At 70.8% G+C, this 22,233-nt stretch carries 22 protein-coding genes and 2 pseudogenes; 6 read left to right on the top strand and 18 right to left on the bottom strand.

What is annotated here, in order from left to right:
• Position 1: 1 nt before the first annotated feature.
• From ACH4UM_RS00405 to ACH4UM_RS00390, 4 genes are all read right to left on the bottom strand, one after another.
• Complete coding sequence (locus tag ACH4UM_RS00405) at positions 2 to 451, bottom strand: imidazolonepropionase-like domain-containing protein (protein ID WP_398171993.1); 450 nt, start codon at positions 449 to 451, stop codon at positions 2 to 4.
• Positions 452 to 458: 7 nt separating this feature from the next.
• Positions 459 to 1,673, bottom strand: coding sequence for a cyclic dehypoxanthinyl futalosine synthase (mqnC, locus tag ACH4UM_RS00400; RefSeq protein WP_398171991.1), 1,215 nt, complete (start codon positions 1,671 to 1,673; stop codon positions 459 to 461).
• A 111-nt stretch (positions 1,674 to 1,784) separates the two neighbouring features.
• On the bottom strand, positions 1,785 to 3,611 hold the full coding sequence (locus ACH4UM_RS00395; protein WP_398171989.1) for a serine/threonine-protein kinase: 1,827 nt from the start codon (positions 3,609 to 3,611) through the stop codon (positions 1,785 to 1,787).
• A gap of 91 nt (positions 3,612 to 3,702) precedes the next feature.
• Complete coding sequence (locus tag ACH4UM_RS00390; protein ID WP_398171987.1) at positions 3,703 to 4,551, bottom strand: menaquinone biosynthetic enzyme MqnA/MqnD family protein; 849 nt, start codon at positions 4,549 to 4,551, stop codon at positions 3,703 to 3,705.
• A gap of 362 nt (positions 4,552 to 4,913) precedes the next feature.
• Here ACH4UM_RS00390 and ACH4UM_RS00385 point away from each other — a divergent pair, with 362 nt between their 5' ends.
• Positions 4,914 to 5,117: a cold-shock protein gene (locus ACH4UM_RS00385; protein WP_003992177.1), complete on the top strand. Its 204-nt coding sequence runs from the start codon at positions 4,914 to 4,916 to the stop codon at positions 5,115 to 5,117.
• 448 nt (positions 5,118 to 5,565) lie between these two features.
• Positions 5,566 to 6,216 carry a class I SAM-dependent DNA methyltransferase gene (locus ACH4UM_RS00380; RefSeq protein WP_398171985.1) on the top strand — a complete coding sequence of 217 codons (651 nt, stop codon included), beginning with the start codon at positions 5,566 to 5,568 and terminating at the stop codon, positions 6,214 to 6,216.
• Positions 6,217 to 6,239: 23 nt separating this feature from the next.
• Here ACH4UM_RS00380 and ACH4UM_RS00375 read toward each other — a convergent pair whose 3' ends face one another.
• Positions 6,240 to 6,722, bottom strand: a complete 483-nt coding sequence (locus ACH4UM_RS00375) for an ATP-binding protein (RefSeq protein WP_398171983.1) — start codon at positions 6,720 to 6,722, stop codon at positions 6,240 to 6,242.
• A 136-nt stretch (positions 6,723 to 6,858) separates the two neighbouring features.
• On the opposite strand from ACH4UM_RS00375, the gene ACH4UM_RS00370 reads away from it, so the two are divergent.
• Entirely contained in the window at positions 6,859 to 7,719 is an 861-nt protein-coding gene (locus ACH4UM_RS00370; RefSeq protein ID WP_398171981.1) for a helix-turn-helix domain-containing protein, read from the top strand.
• Positions 7,716 to 7,895 (top strand): DUF397 domain-containing protein, encoded by a 180-nt coding sequence (locus tag ACH4UM_RS00365; RefSeq protein ID WP_398171979.1) that lies wholly within the window; start codon positions 7,716 to 7,718, stop codon positions 7,893 to 7,895. Before ACH4UM_RS00370 ends, ACH4UM_RS00365 begins: the two co-directional genes overlap by 4 nt.
• A gap of 13 nt (positions 7,896 to 7,908) precedes the next feature.
• On the opposite strand, the gene ACH4UM_RS00360 is transcribed toward ACH4UM_RS00365, so the two are convergent.
• Positions 7,909 to 9,903 carry an AMP-dependent synthetase/ligase gene (locus tag ACH4UM_RS00360; RefSeq protein ID WP_398171977.1) on the bottom strand — a complete coding sequence of 665 codons (1,995 nt, stop codon included), beginning with the start codon at positions 9,901 to 9,903 and terminating at the stop codon, positions 7,909 to 7,911.
• 316 nt (positions 9,904 to 10,219) lie between these two features.
• Positions 10,220 to 10,474 (bottom strand): annotated as a pseudogene (locus ACH4UM_RS00355) (acetyl-CoA C-acyltransferase); the annotation flags it as partial.
• Between the two features lie 88 nt (positions 10,475 to 10,562).
• Between ACH4UM_RS00355 and ACH4UM_RS00350 the strand changes: the two are divergent.
• Both ACH4UM_RS00350 and ACH4UM_RS00345 read left to right on the top strand, forming a co-directional pair.
• Positions 10,563 to 11,498, top strand: a complete 936-nt coding sequence (locus tag ACH4UM_RS00350; RefSeq protein ID WP_398171975.1) for a MaoC family dehydratase — start codon at positions 10,563 to 10,565, stop codon at positions 11,496 to 11,498.
• Between the two features lie 101 nt (positions 11,499 to 11,599).
• Entirely contained in the window at positions 11,600 to 12,070 is a 471-nt protein-coding gene (locus ACH4UM_RS00345) for an RICIN domain-containing protein (protein WP_398171973.1), read from the top strand.
• Here ACH4UM_RS00345 and ACH4UM_RS00340 read toward each other — a convergent pair.
• The 11 genes and pseudogenes from ACH4UM_RS00340 to ACH4UM_RS00290 all read right to left on the bottom strand — a co-directional run bounded on the left by ACH4UM_RS00340 (position 12,005) and on the right by ACH4UM_RS00290 (position 22,225).
• On the bottom strand, positions 12,005 to 13,363 hold the full coding sequence (locus tag ACH4UM_RS00340; RefSeq protein WP_398171971.1) for a hypothetical protein: 1,359 nt from the start codon (positions 13,361 to 13,363) through the stop codon (positions 12,005 to 12,007). The two genes, ACH4UM_RS00345 and ACH4UM_RS00340, sit on opposite strands and share 66 nt — an antisense overlap.
• A gap of 558 nt (positions 13,364 to 13,921) precedes the next feature.
• The gene (locus ACH4UM_RS00335) at positions 13,922 to 14,704 is read right to left on the bottom strand and encodes a maleylpyruvate isomerase family mycothiol-dependent enzyme (protein WP_398171969.1); all 783 of its coding nucleotides are present in this window, start codon (positions 14,702 to 14,704) and stop codon (positions 13,922 to 13,924) included.
• Between the two features lie 347 nt (positions 14,705 to 15,051).
• Positions 15,052 to 15,723: a TetR/AcrR family transcriptional regulator gene (locus ACH4UM_RS00330; RefSeq protein WP_398171967.1), complete on the bottom strand. Its 672-nt coding sequence runs from the start codon at positions 15,721 to 15,723 to the stop codon at positions 15,052 to 15,054.
• Positions 15,724 to 15,794: 71 nt separating this feature from the next.
• On the bottom strand, positions 15,795 to 16,094 hold the full coding sequence (locus ACH4UM_RS00325) for a DUF4229 domain-containing protein (RefSeq protein WP_398171965.1): 300 nt from the start codon (positions 16,092 to 16,094) through the stop codon (positions 15,795 to 15,797).
• Positions 16,095 to 16,262: 168 nt separating this feature from the next.
• Positions 16,263 to 16,787, bottom strand: a complete 525-nt coding sequence (locus tag ACH4UM_RS00320; RefSeq protein WP_398171963.1) for a GNAT family N-acetyltransferase — start codon at positions 16,785 to 16,787, stop codon at positions 16,263 to 16,265.
• Between the two features lie 30 nt (positions 16,788 to 16,817).
• Positions 16,818 to 16,981: pseudogene (locus tag ACH4UM_RS00315) on the bottom strand (uracil-DNA glycosylase); the annotation flags it as partial.
• Positions 16,982 to 17,039: 58 nt separating this feature from the next.
• Positions 17,040 to 18,203 carry an aminofutalosine synthase MqnE gene (gene mqnE, locus ACH4UM_RS00310; protein ID WP_398171961.1) on the bottom strand — a complete coding sequence of 388 codons (1,164 nt, stop codon included), beginning with the start codon at positions 18,201 to 18,203 and terminating at the stop codon, positions 17,040 to 17,042.
• Positions 18,204 to 18,293: 90 nt separating this feature from the next.
• The gene (locus tag ACH4UM_RS00305) at positions 18,294 to 18,749 is read right to left on the bottom strand and encodes an Lrp/AsnC family transcriptional regulator (protein WP_398171959.1); all 456 of its coding nucleotides are present in this window, start codon (positions 18,747 to 18,749) and stop codon (positions 18,294 to 18,296) included.
• Positions 18,750 to 18,928: 179 nt separating this feature from the next.
• Positions 18,929 to 19,609, bottom strand: a complete 681-nt coding sequence (locus ACH4UM_RS00300) for a UbiX family flavin prenyltransferase (protein WP_398171957.1) — start codon at positions 19,607 to 19,609, stop codon at positions 18,929 to 18,931.
• Positions 19,610 to 19,868: 259 nt separating this feature from the next.
• Positions 19,869 to 20,771 carry a menaquinone biosynthesis prenyltransferase MqnP gene (gene mqnP, locus ACH4UM_RS00295; protein WP_398171955.1) on the bottom strand — a complete coding sequence of 301 codons (903 nt, stop codon included), beginning with the start codon at positions 20,769 to 20,771 and terminating at the stop codon, positions 19,869 to 19,871.
• A complete protein-coding gene (locus ACH4UM_RS00290) occupies positions 20,768 to 22,225 on the bottom strand; it encodes a menaquinone biosynthesis decarboxylase (protein ID WP_398171953.1) in 1,458 nt (485 codons plus the stop codon). The genes mqnP and ACH4UM_RS00290 overlap by 4 nt, the downstream gene beginning before the upstream one ends.
• Positions 22,226 to 22,233 lie beyond the last annotated feature (8 nt).

The raw sequence follows: 22,233 nt of genomic DNA, 5'->3' as shown, positions 1-22,233 counted from the left end.
GTCAGCGGCGGCGGTGCACGAGGCGTCCCGCGCACACGGTCGCGAGGCAGGCACCGGTGTCGTCGAGGACGGCGAGGTCGGCGCGACCGTTCTCGACGAGGGCCGCGGGGCGGGTGTGCGGGAGGACGACGACGTCGTTCCGCGCCGCCGCCGCCCGGAGTCCGGGCGAGTCGGCGTACTGCTCCAGGACCGCCACCGCGCCCAGCTTCAGCACCGCGTGGACGCGCTCGCGCGGCGTCGGGGCCTCCGGCAGCGGTCCCTCGTGGACGTGCGCGGGCCCGAGGATCCCGGGCCATCGCCGGACACGGGCGCCGGGGAACCGCTCGACGAGCGCGGCGAGCGGCCCGACGGCCTCGATGCTCGTCCCGGTCACGACCACGGCGCCGTCCTTGACCGGCTCCGGGTCGTCCCAGGTGCGGCGGACCTCGCCGGCCGCGTGAATCGTCAGCAAGGCGGCCTCAGTTGGAGGCGAGCAGCTTCAGCTCGGGGTGTGCCGTGCCGCCCGCGATCGCCGTCGAGGAGATGTGGGACATCACGCGGTCGTCGACCGGGTCGTTCGCCGGGTCGTCGTGGACGACGAGGTGCTCGTACGTCGTGGCCCGCTGCGCCGGGACGCGGTCCGCCTTCCGGATCAGCTCGATGATCTCCATCCGGTTGGAGCGGTGCTTGGCGCCGGCGGAGGAGACGACGTTCTCCTCCAGCATGATCGAGCCGAGGTCGTCGGCGCCGTAGTGCAGGGTCAGCTGGCCGACCTCCTTGCCGGTGGTCAGCCAGGAGCCCTGGATGTGCCGCACGTTGTCGAGGAAGAGGCGGGCGATCGCGATCATCCGCAGGTACTCGAAGAGGGTGGCCTGGGTGCGGCCCTTCAGATGGTTGTTCTCCGGCTGGTAGGTGTACGGGATGAACGCGCGGAAGCCGCCCGTACGGTCCTGTACGTCCCGGATCATCCGCAGGTGCTCGATGCGCTCGGCGTTGGTCTCGCCGGTGCCCATCAGCATGGTGGAGGTGGACTCCACGCCCAGCCGGTGCGCGCTCTCCATGATCTCCAGCCAGCGCTCGCCGGACTCCTTCAGCGGGGCGATCGCCCTGCGCGGACGCTCCGGCAGCAGCTCGGCACCGGCGCCGGCGAAGGAGTCGAGGCCCGCCTCGTGGATGCGGCTGATGGCCTCCTCGACGCTCACACCGGAGATCCGGGCCATGTGCTCGACCTCGGACGCTCCCAGGCTGTGGATGACCAGCTGGGGGAACGCCTCCTTGATGGCGCGGAAGTGCTTCTCGTAGTACTCCACGCCGTAGTCCGGGTGGTGACCGCCCTGGAACATGATCTGCGTGCCGCCGAGCTCGACGGTCTCCGCGCAACGCCGCAGGATGTCGTCCAGGTCGCGGGTCCAGCCCTTCGCGGTGTCCTTGGGGGCCGCGTAGAAGGCGCAGAACTTGCAGGCCGTGACGCACACGTTGGTGTAGTTGATGTTGCGCTCGATGATGTACGTCGCGATGTGCTCGGTGCCCGCGTACATCCGGCGGCGTACGGCGTCGGCGGCGGCGCCCAGCGCGTGCAGCGGCGCGTGACGGTAGAGGTCGAGCGCCTCCTCGGGGGTGATCCGTCCGCCCGCGGCGGCACGGTCGAGGACGGCTGTGACATCAACAGACGTGAGGTCGGCCTTCTCGGTCACCGGCGCCCCTTTCGCAGGGTTCGTATTGGTTGTGGACGGACCGGACCAGCCTACGCCAGCCCCTTTACGGGGCCGACCTCAGCCCGCGCTCAGCCCGCGCTCAGTCCGCGCTCAGTCCACGCGCTCCACGCGGGCCTTCGGGTTGCCCGCCTTCGGGTCGACCGAGGTGAACCGCAGGGCGTCGCCGTCGGGCCGCAGCCGCACCTCGTGGGCGTCGGGGACGCAGTGCGAGGGGTTGTCCTTCCGGCCGCGCCCGATGGCCACGAGTTCCTCGTCCGTGGCCGACTTGAGGGTGAGGACGTCGACGCAGGCGCCGCCGAGGGCGTCGGTCTGGGTGACCGAGCCGACCGTCCCGCCTTTCCCGCCCTGGCGGATGACGATGTCGTACGTGCCGCCGGGCAGGTCCTGCCCGAGTGCCGTCACCGTGCCCTCGCCGCGCCAGGTCCCGATGTACGCCTTGGGCACCGCACCGGCGGACGCCGAATCCGGTGCCGAATCCGACGCCGACGGCCGGCCCCCGGCGTCCCCGGGGGTCGAACCGGCGCTCGAACCACCCGCGTCGTTCGTGCCGTGGAGCTGGGACAGCAGCACCCCGCCCACGGTCGTCACCACCGCGAGCGCCCCCGCCACCGCGAGCACCACACTGCAGCTCATCCGGCGGCCCCGCCCGCCGTCGCCCGATGCCGAGCCCGCCGCCACGGTGACGGAGAGCCTGCCGGGCCCGGACCGCCGAGCCGGGGCGGCGGTCCCCTGCGGCGGCGCGTCGCGCGGCTCCGGGAAGGAACCCCGCGGCTCGGGCAGGGAGCCCCGCGGCTCGGGGAAGGGAAGGGGCGGGGTGGCCGGCGGGGGTGTCGGAGGTGCCGCGGGCATGACCGGCGCAGGCCCGAACTGCCCCGGGGCGACCGCTTCTTCGCACTCTCGCGGCTCATGGGTCCGGCCCGCGGCTCCCGGGGAGGCGAGGGAAACCCGGCTGAAGTCCACCGGCCCGGACGCGGGCTCCGGCCCGGGCCGCGCCCCCGTCGCGCCGCCGGCCGCCCCGCCGGTCGCCTCCAGGTTCAGCAGCTGTACGGCACTGCGGCTGACCTGCTCGACGAGGCGGCCCGGGAGCCAGCCGCCGGCGACCAGGCGGTCCGTGCCCCGGGGGGCGAGGCGGTGGGCGATCTCGGCCGGGGCGGGACGGGCGCCGGGATCCTTGGCCAGGCACCGGGCCACCAGCTCCCGCACGTCCCCGTCCAGAGAGCCGAGTTCGGGCTCCTCGTGGACGACCTTGTAGAGCAGGGCCGCCGAGGAGTCGCCCTGGAACGGGGGCTCGCCACTCGCGCCGTACGCCAGGACAGCGCCCAGGGAGAAGACGTCCGCCGCTCCCGTGACTCCCTTGCCGAGGATCTGCTCGGGCGACATGTAGCCGGGCGAGCCGATGGACACACCGGTCGAGGTCAGGGACGCCGTACCGTCCGTGGCGCGGGCGATGCCGAAGTCGATCAGCAGCGGGCCGTCGAGGGTCAGCAGCACGTTGGACGGCTTCACGTCCCGGTGCACCAGGCCCAGTTCGTGCACCGCGGCCAGCGCCTCGGCCAGGCCGGCCCCCAGGACCCGTACGGAATGGGCGGGCAGCGGGCCGCCGTCCGCGACCGCCGCCGCGAGCGAGGGCCCCGCGGCGTAGGCGGTGGCGACCCAGGGCACCCGCGCCTCGGGGTCGGCGTCCAGCACCGGCGCGGTCCAGGCGCCGCCCACCCGGCGCGCGGCGTCGACCTCGCGCCGGAAGCGGGCGCGGAACTCCTCGTCGAGCGCGAAGTGCGGGTGCACGATCTTCACCGCGACCGTACGCCCGCCCGCGCTGCGGCCCAGGTAGACGCGGCCCATGCCGCCCGAGCCCAGCCGGCCGAGCAGCCGGTAGGGACCCACGGCGGTGGGCTCGTCGACTTCGAGCGGCTGCATGGCGACCATCCCTCCCCCGTACGCCTCCCTCAGCAGGGTAGTGCCGAAGGGCCGCCCCTCCGCGGCTTCCCCATGGCCCACCGACGGCCTCCTACGGCCGCAGCAGATCCACCGTCACGTCCGCCGGGAAGCCGGTCGTCGGGCCGACCCGCCGTGCGAACTCGGCGACCGCCGCCAGCTGCGGGGGGCCGAAGCTGAAGTCGAGCGTGGTGAAGTACCGCTCCAGGACCTGCTCGTCGAAGGCCTCCCAGCGGGCCGCCTGCTCGGCGACCTTGCCGACCTCCTCCAGGGAGAGGTTGCGGGAGGACAGGAAGGCCTCGTGCACCTTGCGCGTGATCTCCGGCTCGCGCTCGAGGTAGTCCCGGCGCGCCGCCCAGACCGCGAAGACGAACGGCAGCCCCGTCCACTCCTTCCACAGGGCGCCCAGGTCGTGCACCTGGAGGCCGTAGCGGGGACCGTCGACCAGGTTGGCGCGCAGGGCCGCGTCCCCGATGAGCACCGCGGCCTCCGCCTCCTGCATCATCAGGCTCAGGTCGGGCGGGCAGGTGTAGTAGTCCGGCGTCACTCCGTACCGCTCGGCGAGGAGCAGCTGGGCGAGGCGGACGGACGTGCGGGAGGTCGATCCGAGGGCGACCCGGGCGCCGTCGAGCAGGTCCAGCGGGACCTGCGAGACGATCACGCAGGACATCACCGGACCGTCGCAGCCCACCGCGATGTCGGGGAAGGCGACCAGCTCGTCCGCGTGCTTGAGGAACTCGACGAGCGTGATCGGCGCGATGTCGAGGTCTCCCCGCACCAGCTGCTCGCTGAGCTTCTCCGGGGTGTCCTTGGTGAGCTCGAAGTCGAGGAGCGTGCCCGTTCTCGCGAGCCCCCAGTACAGGGGCAGGCAGTTGAGGAACTGGATGTGGCCGACACGCGGCCGGGTGCGAGAATTGTCCACATCGCGAGACTAGACCTCGCGCCGCGCCCACCCGGCGCCGCCCCCCTGCCCCCTGCGGGGTTCCCCCGGCTCCCGTGGGAGCGTTAGCCCGATTGGCCGACACGTCACTGACCCCTCTGCGTCAACCTCTGACCAGAGCCTTCAAACATCCGGGTGACGTGATCTTGACCTCTATTGCATTCCGTCGGCTGCATGCTAGGCTCACCAGCAAGTTGCAGTTTGGTTTCCCTTGCAGTACAGAGCCTGCGGAGCATGTGACCGCGGGCTCTGGTCGTTTTCAGACGTATGCAGTTGTGCGGCGATTTCGTTATCACACTTGCAGGTTCTGGAGCAGGGCGACCCTTTGGGCCCAAGGAGGGCTTATGGCTACCGGAACCGTGAAGTGGTTCAACGCCGAAAAGGGCTTTGGCTTCATCGCCCAGGAAGGCGGCGGCCCCGACGTCTTCGTTCACTACTCCGCGATCAACGCGTCCGGCTTCCGTTCCCTCGAAGAGAACCAGCAGGTGAGCTTCGACGTGACGCAGGGCCCGAAGGGCCCGCAGGCGGAGAACGTCACTCCGGTCTGAGCGAACCTCGCGCAGTACCAGATCTGATTGCAGTACCCAAGGAGCCCCGCGCCGTCCGGCGACGGGGCTCCTGCCTTCGCCTGCCCGCGCAAGACCCGGTTCGCATGCCGTGCGGTGAATTCTCGGCGAACTCCTGGTGGGGTCATTCCGCGAGCTCTCCCGCTCTTTCAGACGTGCTGCATGATCAGCACGTGGGCCGTCCCGGGCGCCAGCGCTTCGTACGCGTGCGGTACGCCGCCGCGACACGGCATGCAGTCCCGCCCCCGGCTCCACGCTCTCCCCTGCGGGGGCCCGTTTTCACCTGCCCCTCATTCCCCACGATGTGCTCCGCCGTCCCCGGAATGTGCGGGTCCGAATCGCGGACAGTGCCGGGCTCCGGCCCCGCGCGGCATATGTCGCGCCGCGCCCGCGGGTCCGCTGTCGGAGGCGGTCGATAGGGTCCACCGACATGACCGACGCCGAGTTCCTCACCGCCACCCGCGAGTTCTACGACACCGTGGTTGACGACTACGCCGACCGCTTCCGCCACGCACTGGCGGCCAGGCCGCTGGACCGTGCCCTGCTGGCCGGATTCGCGGAGCTCGCCGGGAAGGACGGTGGGCCGGTGGCCGACCTCGGCTGCGGGCCCGGGCGGGTCACGGCGTACCTGGCCTCGCTGGGCCTGCCGGTCTTCGGCGTCGACCTCTCGGCGCGAATGGTGGAACTCGCCCGCCGCGATCACCCGGAGCTGCGTTTCGAGCCGGGCTCCATGCTGGCGCTGGACATCCCCGACGGCGGCCTCGCGGGCGCGGTCGCCTGGTACTCGATCATCCACACCCCGCAGGACCGGCTGCCCACGCTCTTCACCGAGCTCGCCCGCGTCCTGTCCCCCGGCGGCCCCCTCCTGCTGGCCTTCCAGGTCGGCGACGAGCCCCTCCGCCTGGAGCGCCCCTTCGGGCACCCGGTGTCCCTGGACTTCCACCGGCGCCGACCCGGCCACATCACCGAACTGCTGGTGGCGGCCGGGTTCGACCTGCTCTCCCGGACCGTCCGCGAACCGGACACGGCGGCCGGTGAGTCGACACCGCAGGCCTTCCTGATCGCCCGCCGGAGCGGCTGACGCCCTGCCCGGGAAGCAGGCGCTCAGTCCGCCGGACGGGGCGTTCGCGCAGACGGTCGTGGAGCGTCGTGGCGCTGGACCCCCTCTGGCGCGCTGAACGGGAGTTCGGCCCAGACCGTCTTGCCGACGGGACGGTCGGTGACGCCCCACGCCGTGCAGAGGGCGGCCAGGACCAGCAACCCGCGCCCGCCGTCGTCGCCCGGCGGCACCGGCCGCGGATGCCGGTCACCGCGTGCGTCGCTGACCTCGATGCGGAGGGTGGCATCCGGCTGGAACATCACAAGCCGCAGCTCGAAGTCCCGGCCCGGTACGCGGCCGTGGGTGACCGCGTTGGCGGCGAGCTCGGCGACGACGTGCTGAGCGGTGTCGTTCAGGTCGCTGGCGTGCGGAAACCCCCAGGTGTCCAGCTGCTGCGCGGTGATGCGCCGGGCGAGCCGGGCGCCCCTCGGGGTGGAGCTCAGGCGCTGGGCCAGTTCGTCGGTGGGGGTGGAGATTGGCGAATTCACATCACTGAGCGTGGCGGGTCGGCCCTACGCTGACCAGGGGCGATCACGCGACGCACGGTAGCCGTACGGATGCGGTGGGCAAGGTGTGCGGGTCGTCGGCCGTGACCACTACGAGCCAAGGGCGGTGGAGTGCTCGATGGACCAGCGCGAGCAGCGGGCGGAGACCCCGGCGGAGGCGGACGGGACGACGGGGCTGTTCACCGCGCTGGGCAAGATGCTCAAGCTGCTGCGCGAGCGGGCGGGCCTGACCCAGAAGGAGTTCGGGCAGATGGTGGGGTACGGCCCCGACGCCGTCTCCGCGATGGAGCGGGGCGTGCGGGTGCCGCGGCCCGAACTCCTGGAAAAGGCCGACGAACTCCTCGACACCGGCGGCCTGTTGCGGTCGGCTGTCCCTGAGGTGCAGGAGGCGATGAAGCGGGCGCGGACCCGGCATCCGGAGTGGTACCGGAGTTATGCGGCGCTGGAGGCGGAGGCGGTCGAGTTGCACTTCTACGCCAACCAAGCGGTACCTGGGCTGCTGCAGACCGAAGAGTACGCGACCGCCGTGTTCCGGCAGCGACGCCCGTTTCTGAGCGATGAGACCATCGGGAGGCGAGTGACGGACAGGCTCTCCCGGCAGCAGGTCTTCGACCGCTGGCCGCCGCCTGCGGTGAGTTATGTACTCGAAGAGGTCATGCTGGACCGGCCGATCGGCGGAACGGCCGTTTTCAAGGGGCAGTTGCTGAACCTTCTGCGCGTGGCAGGCATGCGGAACGTGGCGATCCAGGTGATGCCGACGCACCGCGAGGAGCATCCCAACCTGGACAGCGCGTTCAACCTGTTGACCCCCAAGGGCCACGGGCAGGTGGCATACACGGAGGCACAGGGCCACCCCAGGCTGATCATCGACCCAGAAGAGGTCCGCAAGATCACCGACCGCTATGGGACCATGCGCGCACTGGCACTCAACCCCATGGAGTCCCGGGCGTTGATCGAGAGGAAGCTGGAGGAGCTTTGAGCACCGACGAACTTGCCTGGTTCAAGTCCAGCTACAGCAGCGGCGAAGGCGGCGAATGCCTGGAAGTCGCTCTCGCTCCGCAACGCGTCCACGTCCGCGACTCCAAGAACCCCACCGGTCCTCACCTCACCCTCTCCCCCGCGGCCTGGGCGGCCCTCATCGGCGCCGTCGGCTGACCCGGCCGGGCCCTCACCTCGCGTACAGCCCGTCCACCTCGTGCGCGAAGTCCCGCATGATCATCTCTCGCCGCAGCTTCATCGACGGGGTCAGGTGGCCCGCCTCCTCGGTGAAGTCCACGGGGAGGACGGCGAAGCGGCGGACGGACTCGGGGCGGGAGACCAGTTTGTTGGCCTCGTCAACCGCCCGTTGCAGGACCGCGTGCAACTCCGGGTCGTCGACCAGGAGTTCCGGCGGGACCGGGTGTTTGCCGTTCATCTGGCGCCAGTGGGTGATGCCGTCGGGGTCCAGGGTGATCAGGGCGGAGACGTAGGGGCGGCCGTCGCCCAGGACCAGGCACTGGGAGACGAGGGGGTGTGAGCGGAGCCAGTTCTCCAGGGGGGCGGGGGCCACGTTCTTGCCGCCGGCCGTGATCAGGATCTCCTTCTTCCGGCCCGTGATCGTCAGATAGCCCTCGTCGTCCAGCCGGCCTATGTCGCCCGTGGGGAACCAGCCGTCGTACGTCGCCCGGACCACCCCGCCCGCGTTCGGGTCCCAGTAGCCGCGGAACACCTGCGCGCCGGACAGCAGCACCTCACCGTCCGCCGCGATGTGGACCCGGGTGCCCGGCAGCGGCCAGCCCACCGTCCCCAGCCGGGGTTTCTGCGGGGGTGTCACCGTCGCCGCACCGGTGGTCTCCGTCAGGCCGTAGCCCTCGTAGATCTCGATGCCCGCTCCCGCGTAGAAGGCGGCCAGGCGGCGGCCGAGCGGGGAGCCGCCGCAGATGACGTAGCGGAGCCGGCCGCCCAGGGCGCCGCGGATACGGCGGTAGACCAGGGGGTCGTAGAAGGCGCGTGCCGTCTTCAGGGCGGCCCCCGGACCGGGGCCGGTGCCGTGCCGGCGCGCCTCCACCGCCTCGCCGTAGCGGCGGGCCACCCCCGCCGCGCGGTCGAAGGACGACGCCCGGCCGCCGCGCTCGGCGGTGGCGCGCGCGTTGTTGTAGATCTTCTCCAGCATGTACGGGATGGCCAGCAGGAACGTCGGCCGGAAGCTCGCCAGGTCGGCCAGCAGGTCCTCCGCCTTCAGGCTCGGTGCATGGCCCAGCCGTACCCCCGCGCGGACGCAGGCGACCGCCACCATGCGGCCGAAGACGTGCGACAGCGGCAGGAACAGCAACGTCGCGGGCTCGTCGGAGCTCTTGTCCTTGAAGACCGGGTAGAGGAGCTCGACCGCGTTGTCGACCTCCGCCAGGAAGTTGCCGTGGGTCAGCGCGCAGCCCTTGGGCCGGCCGGTGGTGCCCGAGGTGTAGATCAGGGTCGCCAGGGTGTCGGGGCCCAGCACGCCTCTGCGTACGGAGACCTCCTGGTCCGGGACCGTCGCCGCGCCCAGCTCCGCCAGGCGGTCCACGTGGCCCTTGTCGATGATCCACATGTGGCGCAGTTCCAGCAGGCGTTCGCGTTCCGGGCCGAGCGCCGCCGCCTGGCCGGCCGTCTCCGTCACCAGGGCCACCGCGCCGGAGTCCTGGAGGATCCAGCGGGTCTGGAACAGGGAGGAGGTCGGGTAGACGGGGACGGTGACCAGGCCCGCGGCCCACGCGGCGAAGTCCAGGAGCGTCCACTCGTACGTCGTGCGCGCCATGACTGCGATCCGGTCGCCCGGCACCAGGCCCTCCGCGATCAGGCCCTTGGCCACGGCCAGCACCTGGCCGGCGAACTCCGCCGCCGTCACATGCGTCCACCCGCCGTCCGGGCCCCGGCGGCTGAGCACACGGCGTCCCGGGTCCGCGCTCGCGTTCTCGAACGGCAGGTCGGCCAGCGAGCCGTGGGTCACCGGGGCCACCAGCGGGGGCACGTACGCCTCGCGCACCTGCCCGTCCAGCCGCCGTGTCTCCGGCTCCACGAACGCCGGGCCGCCGTCGGGGTCGTAGTCGAACCCGGCCACCGGCTGCGCCTTCGGCTGCGGCTGCGGCTGCGGCACGGGGGACGACGAGGACGAGGGGCGTGAAGAAGACGAGTACGAGATGGGCATGGCAGCTCCTGAGGCCTGCAGCTACGCACTGCTCGGCTGCATCTGGTACGCGCTGTGCGTACCGAGTCGTTCACACGGCGGTGCGCGGCTGGGGTGTTACCGCCGGTTGGAACCGGGATCGTACGGCGCTCTCGTGGGGAGTTCGTGCTGGTTCGGGGCGGGTCCGGAGGTGGTCCGGGGCCAGGGCTGTGCAATCTTCAACCGCGTCCGCCCCACGGCTCATTCGCGCTTTCGACCGCGCCTCATTCGCACCTCATGCGCGCCTCATTTGCGCCTCATTCGCGCCTCGTTCGGGCTCCAGAACGGCGGTCACGCCCCGTCCGCCCGCCGCGCAGACGGAGATCAGCCCGCGCCCGGGGCCGCGGGCCTGCTGGACGGCATACGCCGGTGTGCGCGCGCCCACCGCGCCGGGACCGGTGAGCCCGTGGCGCTCGGCCAGGCCGTTCAGGGCCGCGGTGGGCATCTCCTGGCTGGACGCCGTGGCGTACGGGCCGTCGGATCGGGCGAACGGGATGCGCACGCCGCCGACGACCGCCACCCGGCGGGCGCGAGGTGGCTGAAGGGTAGTCATCTCGACCTGCTCCTCACCCGTGACGTAGGCTTACCTCCGGTAACCTTACTCCAGAGTAAGAAAATGGGAACCCATGGGGAGATGGCACATGGCCGACCGCCCTCCGAGCTTCACCGGCACCGCGCTCGACGCGACCGGCATACGAGACACGGACGCGCTCGCCGAGGTGCACGCCGTCCTCCCCCGCTCCCCCGCCCTCGCCCCGCTGCTCGCCCGCGGCGCCCTGCGCTCACCCTTCAAACGGCCTCGCCCGGGCGCGGCCTTCCCCCGCACCCGGCTCGTGCTGCCCTCGGTCCGCGTCGACCTCGCGCGGCTGGCCGCCTACGAGCGGGTGTGCGGCTTCGCGACCGGCGACGACGCGCTGCCGATCACCTATCCGCACGTGCTCGGCTTCCCGCTGGCGATGCGCCTGATGAGCGGCCGGGACTTCCCGCTGCCGCTGCTGGGCCTGGTCCACACGTCGATCGACATCACCCGGCACACCGTCCTGCCCGCCACGGGGATCTACGACCTGACCGTGTACGTCGCCGGGCTGGCGCGGCACCGGCGCGGCACGGAGGCCACCGTGGTGACCGGCCTGCGGACCGGCGGGAGGGTGGTGTGGGAGTCGACGAGCACCTATCTGGCCCGTCACCGCACCGACGGCCGTACGCCCACCTCCCCGTCCGGGCCGGGCGGGGACGACCGCAAGCCGCTGCCCGTCGTGGGCGAATGGCGGCTCGCCGGGGACGTGGGGCGGCGCTACGGTGCCGCTTCGGGGGACCGCAATCCGATCCACCTCTCCCCGCTCGGCGCCCGCCTGTTCGGCTTCCCCCGGGCGATCGCCCACGGCATGTGGACCGCGGCCCGCTGTCTCGCCGCGCACGGCACTCCCCGGGCCGCCCTGGTCCGCGCGGAGTTCCGGGCGCCCGTACTGCTCCCGGGCACCGTGACGTACGCGGCGGACGACATCGGCCGTTTCCAGCTGCGCGCCGCCGACGGGAGGGTTCACCTGGTGGGCGAGGTGCTGCCGCTCCTGACGTGAGCGTCCGGCGGGCGTCCGGCGGGCCGGGTCGCCGGGCCCGGGTGGGTGAACCGTGGTCGGGCGTCGCCCGTTCAGCGATCCGCCTGCGGTAGGAGGTGAGCATGAAGCGTCTGCTCAAGCCTCTGCTCGCCGGTGCCGTCACCGTCTGTGCCGTCACCCTGACGTGCTACCTGACCACCGCTCCCGGCCGGGTGATCGCCACCGTGGGTTCGCAGCGGGGAGTGCTCGACGTGCAGCGGGGAGAAGAGGCCGGAGTCCCTCTTGCCGCACCGGAGGGCGCGGCCGAGCGGCCCGTCTGGGAGTTCGACGACCGGGACGGGGGTGCACCCATCGTCAACAAGGCGAGTGGTCTGTGCCTGACCGCGACGCCGGTCGGCTCGAGCCGTATGGACGACTGCGCGGACAGGACGAGTCAGGTGTGGAGGCGGCAGGCGGACCGGTCGGGCTCCGTCACCCTGGTCAACCGCGCCTTCGGCGAGCGGTGCCTCGAGCTCCGGTCGCTGTACTCAGCCGTGCGTGTGTCTGCGTGCGATGGCTCGCCTCAGCAGAAGTGGCGCCTGCGCAGCCCGTGAGTTCCGGGCTGCCGCCACGAGCAGCACCGGACACAGCATGAGGGTGCAGAACGCGGCGAAGACCATGTGCTTCTCGTTCTCCATGGCCTCTCCCAGCGCCGCCATGACGAACTGGCTGACCGCGCAGACCTCGAGGAACAGCACCACGGTTCCCAGCGAACGGTCCAGGTGTCTGCCTCCCGGGCGCCGGCCTCGGCGCAGACACCGGACACCGCACCACGCCGTGACCGTCCACGCCGGTACGAGCAGGAAAAGACCTGCCGTCCTGACGCTCCTGGCCGCCGAACTGACGAGTTCGAGCCGGTGCTCCTGTGCGCCGGGCGGGAGATGCGCACTTGGCATATAGCTGCCGAGATAGGTGGGGCGCATGCCCAGCAACTGCTGGGCGCGAGCCTGGAGGACGGCCACCGTCCGGCCCGGGTGAGTGACCCAGAACCGGCAGGTGTTGGTCAGGGTCAGTTTCGACTCGTATCGGCGATAGAACGGATCGCGGGAGAACGCCTGGTTGTTGGTCCACCAATTGGTTCCCGCGTATTTCGCCCACTGCGGGGGGAGGCCGAGGAAAGCCAGGTCTGCCCGGGTGTCGTGCCTGCCGTCGACGATCCCGCTGAAAATCGTGTCCACCGGGTTCATCCGCACATAGGTGTCGTACGTCTTGTGCGACCGGTAGCTGAGCCCGGCGACGGCGATCACGCACACAGCGGCCACGGCGCCCAGGGAGCGTGGCGCAAGACGTTTCACCAGGCGGCCGCGGGTACGGCCGAGGGCGACCGTCCGCAGCAGCAGCACCAGCACGATCGGCGCCGCGAGGACCAGCAGCTGTGTCTTGGCGCCCACGGCCAGCATGCCACCGGACCCGACCAGCACCAGCCCGGGCAGGCCCGTGCGGAGGCCGCGGCCCAGCAGGGGGATTCCCGCACAGACGAGCAGAATGCCCAGGACGCCCGTGCCCTCACCGAGCGGTGAGGCGAAATAGTCGAAGTACGCGCTGTCGGCCACGATCAGCCAGGTCACCGCCGCCGCGGCGACGCGGACCGCCACACCGGCACGTACGGCGACGACGAGGCAGGCGATGGCGGCGCTCGCGATCACACAGCAGATCAGCCCGACGGCCAGCAGGTTGACAGCGCCTCTGAGGTGCAGCAACCGGGTCAGGGGCCGGGCGAGATCGAGCAGCAGGGTCTGACTGGTCCAGTACGGGATGACCTGGGCGTGGCAGGTGGCGGCCGCCGGCTGGAGCTCCGGCAGCACATACGACTGAAAACGGGGATGGCCATGGGTAGCGGGGATCATTCCGATTGTGCACGTCGCACGGTACCCGTCACCTTGGTTCGCGCTGCCGACCGGCACCGGGAAGAGGAACCGCAGCAGGAAAAGGCCCAGTGAAATCGAGAATGTGAGAGACCCGAGCAACAGGCAGGTTCTGCCGGGGAGTCGCGAACCACGCTTTCGCCGTAAGATCCGGCTTCGCACGTCATGAGCGCGCGATTCATCGACCTGTGCATTCGTTGTGGACTGCACGACAGTTCCCTTGGCATGGCACGTGAGCACGGTCGGCGCCGAAGGCAGCAAAACTACTGGCGACTTCTGTCGTACAAGCGATTCAGGCGCTGACCACACTTACGCTAGCCGCTCGAAATGCCCGGTTGTCGATCGGCTTGCCGCGCACTCCCTCTGCGTAAGCCGGAAGGAGTAACAGAAAAAGTCCCTGGACTAGATGATCGATTCCAAGCCGTCAGTGGTCATAGGCAGTCAGCGACCGCATGACGGGCTGGCCGGAGTGAGACCGCCACCGTTCGGTACGAGACCGTTCGCGATTCAAGCGGCCGGTTTGTGCGCGGTGGCGTGTCGTCACGCCCAGTCCTCCGGTTCCCAGGCGTGGAGCAGGTCGAGCAGTTCCGGGTCCCCGTCGAGTTGCAGGGAGTCCACCGAAATGCGTTGGTACAGGTAGAGGACCAGATCACTGGCCGTGCCGCGAATGGAGAGGCCTGCCGCGTCCGGGTCCTCGCCGGTAGCGGGCAGCCGGGTGGTCCGTGCACCGTCGCCGTCGACCGTGAGGCGCCAGGAGCGGCCCTCGGTGGCGTGGAAGTCGAAGGCGGTGGGCTTGTGCGGCCAGGCGCTCGTCGTGAAGCAGGTGATGAACAGGTTCTCCTCGACACCGTCGAGCGCCACCTCGACAGGCAGTGAGGCCGGCTCGCCCACGGTGAGCTGGGCGTCGTAGGTGTGCACCGCGATCTCCTGGACCTGGTGCCGGGCGACGCCACCGGCGGTGTGCGGCGTCTGCGTGTAACCCCAGCCGGTGAAGCAGCCCTGGTCCGGACCGGCCTCCCGCAGGGCCGCCAGCAACAGCTCGGTTGAGGCGGCCAGCCAGGCCAGCACGGCCTCGTGCTCCTGCGGCGCGACCGCGTCACCCTGGGCCGGGGTCCTGGACGTGGCGTCCGGCCCGGCGGCGACGGTGGCGGCCCAGCGGCGGCGGCCCTCGCCGATGTGCTGCACCAGGTCGGACAGCGTCCACCCGGGGCAGGTCGGCACGGGCAGGTCGAGGCTGGGCGCGGCGGCGATCGCGGCGCGGAAGGCGGTTGCACGTTCGTCGATCAGCCGCAGCAGATCGGGAAACTCCAGGGTCTTGTGCACAGCGGTAGTTCTATCATCTTGATCCATTTGCCCGACAGCGGTTTTCCCAGCCGGTACGGCGGGGAACTCCGGCCCAGGCGAGCCCGCGCTCGGGCTTCCGCTACGCCACAGCCGAGCCCCGCGTCCCAGGCGACAGACCCACGATCCACTCGATCGCTCCGGCCGCCTCGGCCTCGGCCAAGATCGCGGTGGACAGCCGCTCCCAGGTCCCGTCCAACTCCCAGGTCCGGAAGCGGCTATACACCGTCTGCCGGTGATGCTCATCCCCTGCTGCTGCCGACAACCGCAACAGGAGACCGCGTTCTTGCTGTTCAGCGCCTCAACGCGCAGCCCAGGACCCCTTGGAATCAATCATCTAGCCAGCTGTCCGGTTCCGAGGCGGCGGGCGGGGTCCAGGACCGGCCCTCCATCAGGTCGCCCAGGCCCGCCCAGGCGAAGTTCATGAGGGTGGCCGCCGCCTGGCGGGCGGAGACGGCGGGGGTGGCGTTGGCCCAGGCGGCCAGGGACTCGGCTGCGCCGACGAGGGCCTCGGCGAGCCCGGCGACCTCACGCTCGGGCAGATCGGGATCATGGTGGGCGTCGCGCGCGGCGACGGCGATCAGCTGGGTGACGAAAGCGACGATCTCCGTGCGCAGCGCGGCGGCCTCGGCCGCGAACGGCTCGCCATGGGTACGGGCCTGCAGATGCAGCACGGTCCAGCCGTCCGGGTGCTGGGCGGTGTGTGTGAAGAACGCCCGCAGCCCCTCCCAGAGTTGGCGGTCGGCGGGCAGACCGGGGCGGACCCCGGCGCGCACGGCCTCGGTCAGCGCGGCGGCCTCACGGCGGATGCAGGCGCTGAAGAGGTCTTCCTTGGAGTTCAGATACAGGTAGACCAACGGCTTGGAGACGCCCGCCAGTTCGGCGATCTCGTCCATCGACGCGGCCATGTAGCCACGCTGGCCGAAGATCTGTACGGCGGCGTCGAGCATCTGCTGTTCGCGAACCGCCCTCGGCATCCGCTTGGTCTTCACGGCACCCATGGGGGCAAGCCTACGGTTCGCCCACCCTCCGCAGCCCGCGCGTCCGGCCGCCGGCGGTCACAGGGGCCGGATCACGACGTCTGGCCCTCGGCCCTCGCCCGGTCGTCGGCCAGGTCCTCCTGGCCCGCGTTGGCCTCGAAGTTCGCCTTCATACGGTCCACCCGCTCGGCGACCTGGATCGACGCGCGGTCCCGCTCCTTGCGGAGCACGACGAAGCTGATCGGGGCCGAAATCACCAGGGCCAGCAACGCGATCCACAGACCGTTGGAGCTGCCGAGACCACGCGGGGCGATGCCGGAGTAGACGAGGCCCCAGACGACCACGAGGCAGCCCACGAAGATCCCGAGGCGCATCAGCGTGTAGCGGAGCATCTCAATCCACTCTTTCGTTCCGTGGGGGTCCCCCGCTCGCCCGGAGCTCGGGGGAGGTCTCAAAGGGGCACCGTCCAGTGAAGCACGTCCGGGAGCCGATCGTGCAAGCGGGTACCAAGGGGGCGCAACGCCTCAGGTCAGCACTCGGGGCAGCACTCAGGTCAGCACTCAGGTCAGCGGCAGCAGCATGATCACGTCGTCCCGGTCGTCGTCCGGCGCGACCCGGATCGCGCCGGGCACCCGGCCGACCTCCTTGTAACCGCAGGAGGCGTAGAACCGCTCCAGGCCGAGCCCGCCCCGGCACGTGAGCCGCACCGCCTCGATGCCGTCGACACCGCGGGCCGCGTCCGCGGCGGCCGCGAGCAGGTCGCGCCCGTACCCCTTGCCCTGGTGGCGCGGGTGCACCATCACCGTGTAGAGCCACAGCCAGTGGGTCATCAGCCGGTGGGTGTTGAGGGTCAGGAAGGCGGTCGCGGCGACCCGCCCCTCCTCGTCGTGGCCGACCAGCAGCCGGGCACGGCCCTCGGCCATCGCCACAAGGTGCCTGACCAGCTCGGCCCGTATCGCCTCGCGCGAGGCCGGCGCCACGAAGCCGACCGCCCCGCCCGCGTCCGTCACGTCGGCCCACAGGTCGAGGATGCCGTCGCGCAGGGCGCGGTCCACAGAGGGGTCCAGCGTAAAAGTAAGCGGCATAGAGGCACTGTACCCATTACGTCGGATTCATTACGACAGTACCCTCGCCGCCACCTCCAGGTCGGAGACCAGCCCGCGGTACGCCCCCTCCAGCCGCTCCGGCCGCCCGTGGATCTCCCGCTCCAGGAGCGTCCCGCGCACCTGGATCACCAGAACGACGACCCCAGCAGCGCCTTGCCCGCCGTCGCGCCCACGTGGTGGCCGTGCCGGGCGGGTACCCGCCCGGCCCACGGCATCACCGGGCGCGCGCGGTCACACCCGCATGGGCTGCGGCGACTCGCGGCGCTCCGCGTCCGGGCCGTCGTACTCCCGGATGATCTCGTAGCGGGTGTTGCGCTCCACCGGCCGGAAGCCCGCGTCGCGGATCAGCTCCAGCAGGTCGTCGCGGGTCAGCTTGTTCGGGGTGCCGAAGTTGTCCGCGTCGTGCGTGATCTTGTACTCGACGACCGAGCCGTCCATGTCGTCGGCGCCGTGCTGCAGCGCGAGCTGGGCGGTCTGCACGCCGTGCATCACCCAGAAGACCTTGACGTGCCGGACGTTGTCGAAGAGGAGCCGCGAGACGGCGAAGGTCTTCAGGGCCTCGGCGCCCGTCGCCATCGTGGTACGGGCCTGGAGGCGGTTGCGGACCTTGCCGTCCTTCATGTCCACGAAGTCGTGCTGGTAGCGCAGCGGGATGAAGACCTGGAAACCGCCGGTCTCGTCCTGCAGCTCACGCAGCCGCAGCACGTGGTCGACGCGGTGACGGGGCTCCTCGATGTGGCCGTAGAGCATGGTGCACGGGGTCTTCAGACCCTTCTCGTGCGCCAGCCGGTGGATGCGGGACCAGTCCTCCCAGTGGGTCCGGTGGTCCACGATGTGCTGACGGACCTCCCAGTCGAAGATCTCCGCGCCGCCGCCGGTCAGCGACTCCAGGCCCGCGTCGATCAGCTCGTCGAGGATCTCGGAAGCACTCAGCCCCGAGATGGTCTCGAAGTGGTGGATCTCGGTGGCCGTGAACGCCTTCAGCGACACGTTGGGGAGGGCGGTCTTCAGCTCGCGCAGCGAACGCGGGTAGTAGCGCCACGGCAGGTTCGGGTGCAGGCCGTTGACGATGTGCAGCTCGGTGAGGTTCTCCGACTCCATCGCCCTGGCCAGCTTGACGGCCTCCTCGATGCGCATCGTGTACGCGTCCTTCTCGCCCGGCTTGCGCTGGAAGGAGCAGTAGGCGCAGGACGCGGTGCACACGTTGGTCATGTTGAGGTGGCGGTTGACGTTGAAGTGCACCACGTCGCCGTTCTTGCGGGTGCGCACCTCGTGGGCGAGGCCGCCGAGCCATGCCAGATCGTCCGACTCGTACAGCGCGATGCCGTCCTCGCGGGTCAGCCGCTCCCCGGAGCGGACCTTCTCCTCCAGCTCGCGCTTGAGCCCGACGTCCATGCCCATACCTCTTTCCCGGAAGACTCCGTAAACCGTACCCTCCGCCCTCCGGGCGCAAGTGCCCCCGGGCGGCGCCCCGCGCCGGGGCCGCTAGACCTCTTCGGGCAGCTCGCCCACCCGGTTCTCCCACTTCGTGGAGAGCACGATCGTGGTACGGGTCCGGGAGACGCCCTTGGTCCCGGACAGCCGCCGGATGATCCTCTCCAGTCCGTCGACGTCCGTCGCGCGCACCTTGAGCATGAAGGAGTCGTCGCCCGCGATGAACCAGCAGTCCTCGATCTCGGGCAGATCCTTGAGCCGGCGTGCCACGTCCTCGTGGTCGGCGGCGTCGGAGAGCGAGATGCCGATCAGGGCCGTGACGCCGAGGCCGAGCGAGGGGGCGTCCACGGTGGCCCGGTAGCCGGTGATGACCCCGGCCGCCTCCAGCCGGTTGATGCGGTCGGTGACGCTCGGTCCCGACAGGCCGACGAGGCGCCCCAGCTCCGCGTAGGAGGCCCGGCCGTTCTCCCTCAGGGCCTGGATGAGCTGCCTGTCCACCGCGTCCATGCGATCGAAGCCTTCCGCTGTAGAGATCCGAAGAGAGATCTGCGAAGTTCCTGAAGTGTCGAGTGGTGCTGGTACTGCTGGTACCGGGTCCTGCCGGTACCGGGTCCTACCGCTACGGGTCTACCGCTACGGGTCTACCGGTACCGGGTCCTACCGGTCCGGCCCGGCGCCCACGCCGCTCACGCGGGCCGGGAGCCGCCCAGTTCGCCCTCCCAGCGGCGGTACAGCCGGTGGGGTACGCCCACCGCGTCGAGGGCCCGGCCGGCGACGAAGTCCACCAGGTGCTGGATGTGCGTCGCGCCGGCGTAGAAGGCGGGCGAGGCGGGCAGGACGGTGGCGCCCGCGTCGTCCAGTGTCACCAGATGCCGCAGCGTCTGCCCGTTCAGCGGGGTCTCCCGTACGGCCACGACCAGCGGCCGGCCCTCCTTGAGGGTGACGCTCGCGGCCCGCTGCAGCAGGTCCTTCGACAGCCCGAGCGCGACTCCCGCCACGCACGCCGTCGAAGCGGGGACGATGAGCATGCCCTTCGCCGGGTACGACCCCGAGGACGGCCCGGCCGCCAGGTCGCCGGCGCTCCAGTACGCCACCCCCGTGACGTCCACGTCGAAGGTGCCGGGCTTGCCGTCGGCGCCCATCGACAGCCATTCCCGCAGGTCGTCCTGCCAGTGGGCGTCCCGGAAGGAGATACCGGTCTCGTCCAGCAGGGTGAGCCGCGAGGCCCGGCTGACCACCAGGTCGACGCTCTCGCCGGCGTCCAGCAGCGCGCGCAGCACGGAGGCCGCATACGGGGTGCCGGACGCGCCGGACACCCCTACGATCCAAGGCGTACGCGACGTCTTCCCTGGCTTGACTGGGTTCACAACACCGAGCCTATCCGGCGCCGCGGGATGGGCACCGGCCAAGGGTCCGGGCCGGGCCCGAGACCCGCTGTCACAGGCGTCCATCGGCCGTGCGCCTGGTGCTGCGACCGGAAAGGTTCACCGGCTCGCGACGCCCGGCACGGCACCTCTCCGCGTTGTCGCATCACCCGAGGACATCCAGTACGCGGGCGATGCTCCGCCCTGCGATGCACCGCACCGGACGCCGCGAGCTCTCCGGCAAACCTTTCCGGCCACAGCACTAGACGGTCAGCCCGCGTACCAGCAGATCCAGCAGGGCGCACGCGAACAGGGCGATGCCGATGAAGCCGTTGACGCTGAAGAAGGCGCGGTTGAGGCGGGACAGGTCGTGCGGGCGGACAATCGTGTGCTCGTAGACGAACGCGCCCGCGACGACGACAAGGCCCAGCCAGAAGAAGGCACCGGCTCCGGTGACGACCGCGTACCAGACGAACAGGGCCGTGGTGACCAGGTGGCAGCCGCGCGCTCCCCAGATCGCGGCCGGGATGCCGAAGCGGGCCGGGACCGACATGACGCCGATCTCGCGGTCGGTCTCGACGTCCTGGCACGCGTAGATCAGGTCGAAGCCGCCGATCCAGATGCCGACGGCCAGGCCCAGGATCACCGCGTTCCAGGACCACTCGCCGCTGATCGCCAGCCAGCCGCCGATCGGGCCCATCGCCTGCGCGAGGCCCAGGATGGCCTGCGGGAAGTTGGTGAACCGCTTGCCGTAGGGGTAGACCACCATCGGGATCACGGCGATGGGGGCGAGGGCCAGGCACAGCGGGTTGAGCAGGGCGGCCGCGCCCAGGAAGACGACCAGGGCGACCAGGGCGCCCGTCCAGGCGTGCCGCACCGACATCGCGCCGGTCACCAGTTCACGGTGGGCGGTGCGCGGATTGCGGGCGTCGATCTCTCGGTCGATGATCCGGTTCACGGCCATGGCGAAGGTGCGCAGACCCACCATCGCCAGGGTGACCAGCAGCAGCCGTCCCCAGTGGATGTTGCTGTCCCACTCGTACATCGCGGTCAGCGCGGCGATATAGGCGAAGGGCAGCGCGAAGACCGAGTGCTCGATCATCACCAGACGGAGGAACGCCTTGGTGCGCCCCGGCTGCGGGATCGCGGCGGAAGCGGAACTCACAGGCCGTACTCCTTCCACCGGCGGTCGACCTTCGCCGCCGTCTCCGGGTCGGACAGCACCATCTCGGGCCAGCCGCCGTCGCGGGTGTAGCCCTCCTCCGGCAGCTTCCTGGTCGCGTCGATCCCCGCCTTGCCGCCCCAGAACTGCTGGTAGGAGGCGTGGTCGAGATGGTCGACGGGGCCCTCCACGACGGTGAGGTCACGGGCGTAGTCCGTGTTGCCGAGGGCGCGCCAGGCGACCTCGTGCAGATCGTGCACGTCGCAGTCGGCGTCGACGACCACGATCAGCTTGGTCAGCGACATCATGTGTGCCCCCCAGACGGCGTGCATCACCTTCTGGGCGTGCTTGGGGTACTTCTTGTCGATGGAGACGATCGCGCAGTTGTGGAAGCCGCCCGCCTCGGGCAGGTGGTAGTCCACGATGTCCGGCACGATGATCTTCAGCAACGGGAGGAAGAAGCGCTCGGTCGCGCGGCCCAGCGGCCCGTCCTCCGTCGGGGGCCGGCCCACGACGATCGACTGGAGCAGCGGCCGCCTGCGCATCGTCACGCAGTCGATGGTCAGCGCCGGGAAGGGCTCCTGCGGGGTGTAGAAGCCGGTGTGGTCGCCGAAGGGGCCCTCGGGCAGCATCTTCCCGGGCTCCAGCCAGCCCTCCAGGACCACCTCGGCGTTCGCCGGGACCTGGAGCGGCACGGTCTTGCAGTCGACCATCTCGATCCGCTTGCCCGCGATGAACCCGGCGAACAGGTACTCGTCGATGTCGCCGGGCAGCGGGGCGGTGGAGGCGTACGTCACGGCTGGCGGGCACCCGAAGGCGATGGCGACCGGCAGCCGCTCGCCCCTGCGCGCGGCCACCTGGTAGTGGTTGCGGCTGTCCTTGTGGATCTGCCAGTGCATGCCGACGGTGCGCTTGTCGTGGCGCTGCAGGCGGTACAGCCCGAGGTTGCGGATGCCCGTCTGAGGGTCCTTGGTGTGGGTGAGCCCCAGGTTGAAGAAGGAACCGCCGTCCTGCGGCCAGGTGAACACCGCGGGCAGCCGGTCGAGGTCGACGTCGTCGCCGTGCAGGACGACCTCCTGCACCGGGGCGTTGTCGGACTTCACCTTCTTCGGCGGTACGTGTGTCATCGCGCCGAGCTTGCCGAAGGCCTCGCGCACGCCCACGAACCCGTGCGGCAGCTCGGGCCGCAGCAGCCCGCCGATCCTGTCGGAGATCTCGCCGTACGACTTCAGGCCGAGCGCCTTCAGCAGCCGCCGGTCGGTGCCGAAGACGTTCATGGCGAGCGGCATGCCGGAGCCGCGCACGTTCTCGAAGAGCAGCGCGGGACCGCCGGACTTCTGCACCCGGTCGACGATCTCACCGATCTCCAGATACGGGTCGACCTCGGCCTTGATGCGCTTGAGGTCGCCCTCGCGCTCCAGCGCCCTGAGCAGGGAGCGAAGATCGTCGTAAGCCATGCGTCCCA

The sequence above is a fragment of the Streptomyces sp. NPDC020801 genome (assembly GCF_044334385.1).
GTDB lineage: Bacteria > Actinomycetota > Actinomycetes > Streptomycetales > Streptomycetaceae > Streptomyces.
This window is presented reverse-complemented; position numbering and strand designations above follow the sequence as displayed.

What these genes read in the sequence shown, in the direction of transcription:
- mqnE (WP_398171961.1), bottom strand. Translation starts at nt 18,203, where the DNA reads ATGGACGTCGGGCTCAAGCGCGAGCTGGAGGAGAAGGTCCGCTCCGGG.
- ACH4UM_RS00325 (WP_398171965.1), bottom strand. Translation starts at nt 16,094, where the DNA reads ATGCTCCGCTACACGCTGATGCGCCTCGGGATCTTCGTGGGCTGCCTC.
- ACH4UM_RS00340 (WP_398171971.1), bottom strand. Translation starts at nt 13,363, where the DNA reads ATGATCCCCGCTACCCATGGCCATCCCCGTTTTCAGTCGTATGTGCTG.
- ACH4UM_RS00380 (WP_398171985.1), top strand. Translation starts at nt 5,566, where the DNA reads ATGACCGACGCCGAGTTCCTCACCGCCACCCGCGAGTTCTACGACACC.
- ACH4UM_RS00345 (WP_398171973.1), top strand. Translation starts at nt 11,600, where the DNA reads ATGAAGCGTCTGCTCAAGCCTCTGCTCGCCGGTGCCGTCACCGTCTGT.
- ACH4UM_RS00360 (WP_398171977.1), bottom strand. Translation starts at nt 9,903, where the DNA reads ATGCCCATCTCGTACTCGTCTTCTTCACGCCCCTCGTCCTCGTCGTCC.
- ACH4UM_RS00350 (WP_398171975.1), top strand. Translation starts at nt 10,563, where the DNA reads ATGGCCGACCGCCCTCCGAGCTTCACCGGCACCGCGCTCGACGCGACC.
- ACH4UM_RS00320 (WP_398171963.1), bottom strand. Translation starts at nt 16,787, where the DNA reads ATGCCGCTTACTTTTACGCTGGACCCCTCTGTGGACCGCGCCCTGCGC.
- ACH4UM_RS00395 (WP_398171989.1), bottom strand. Translation starts at nt 3,611, where the DNA reads ATGCAGCCGCTCGAAGTCGACGAGCCCACCGCCGTGGGTCCCTACCGG.
- ACH4UM_RS00290 (WP_398171953.1), bottom strand. Translation starts at nt 22,225, where the DNA reads ATGGCTTACGACGATCTTCGCTCCCTGCTCAGGGCGCTGGAGCGCGAG.
- ACH4UM_RS00330 (WP_398171967.1), bottom strand. Translation starts at nt 15,723, where the DNA reads ATGGGTGCCGTGAAGACCAAGCGGATGCCGAGGGCGGTTCGCGAACAG.
- ACH4UM_RS00370 (WP_398171981.1), top strand. Translation starts at nt 6,859, where the DNA reads ATGGACCAGCGCGAGCAGCGGGCGGAGACCCCGGCGGAGGCGGACGGG.
- ACH4UM_RS00305 (WP_398171959.1), bottom strand. Translation starts at nt 18,749, where the DNA reads ATGGACGCGGTGGACAGGCAGCTCATCCAGGCCCTGAGGGAGAACGGC.
- ACH4UM_RS00385 (WP_003992177.1), top strand. Translation starts at nt 4,914, where the DNA reads ATGGCTACCGGAACCGTGAAGTGGTTCAACGCCGAAAAGGGCTTTGGC.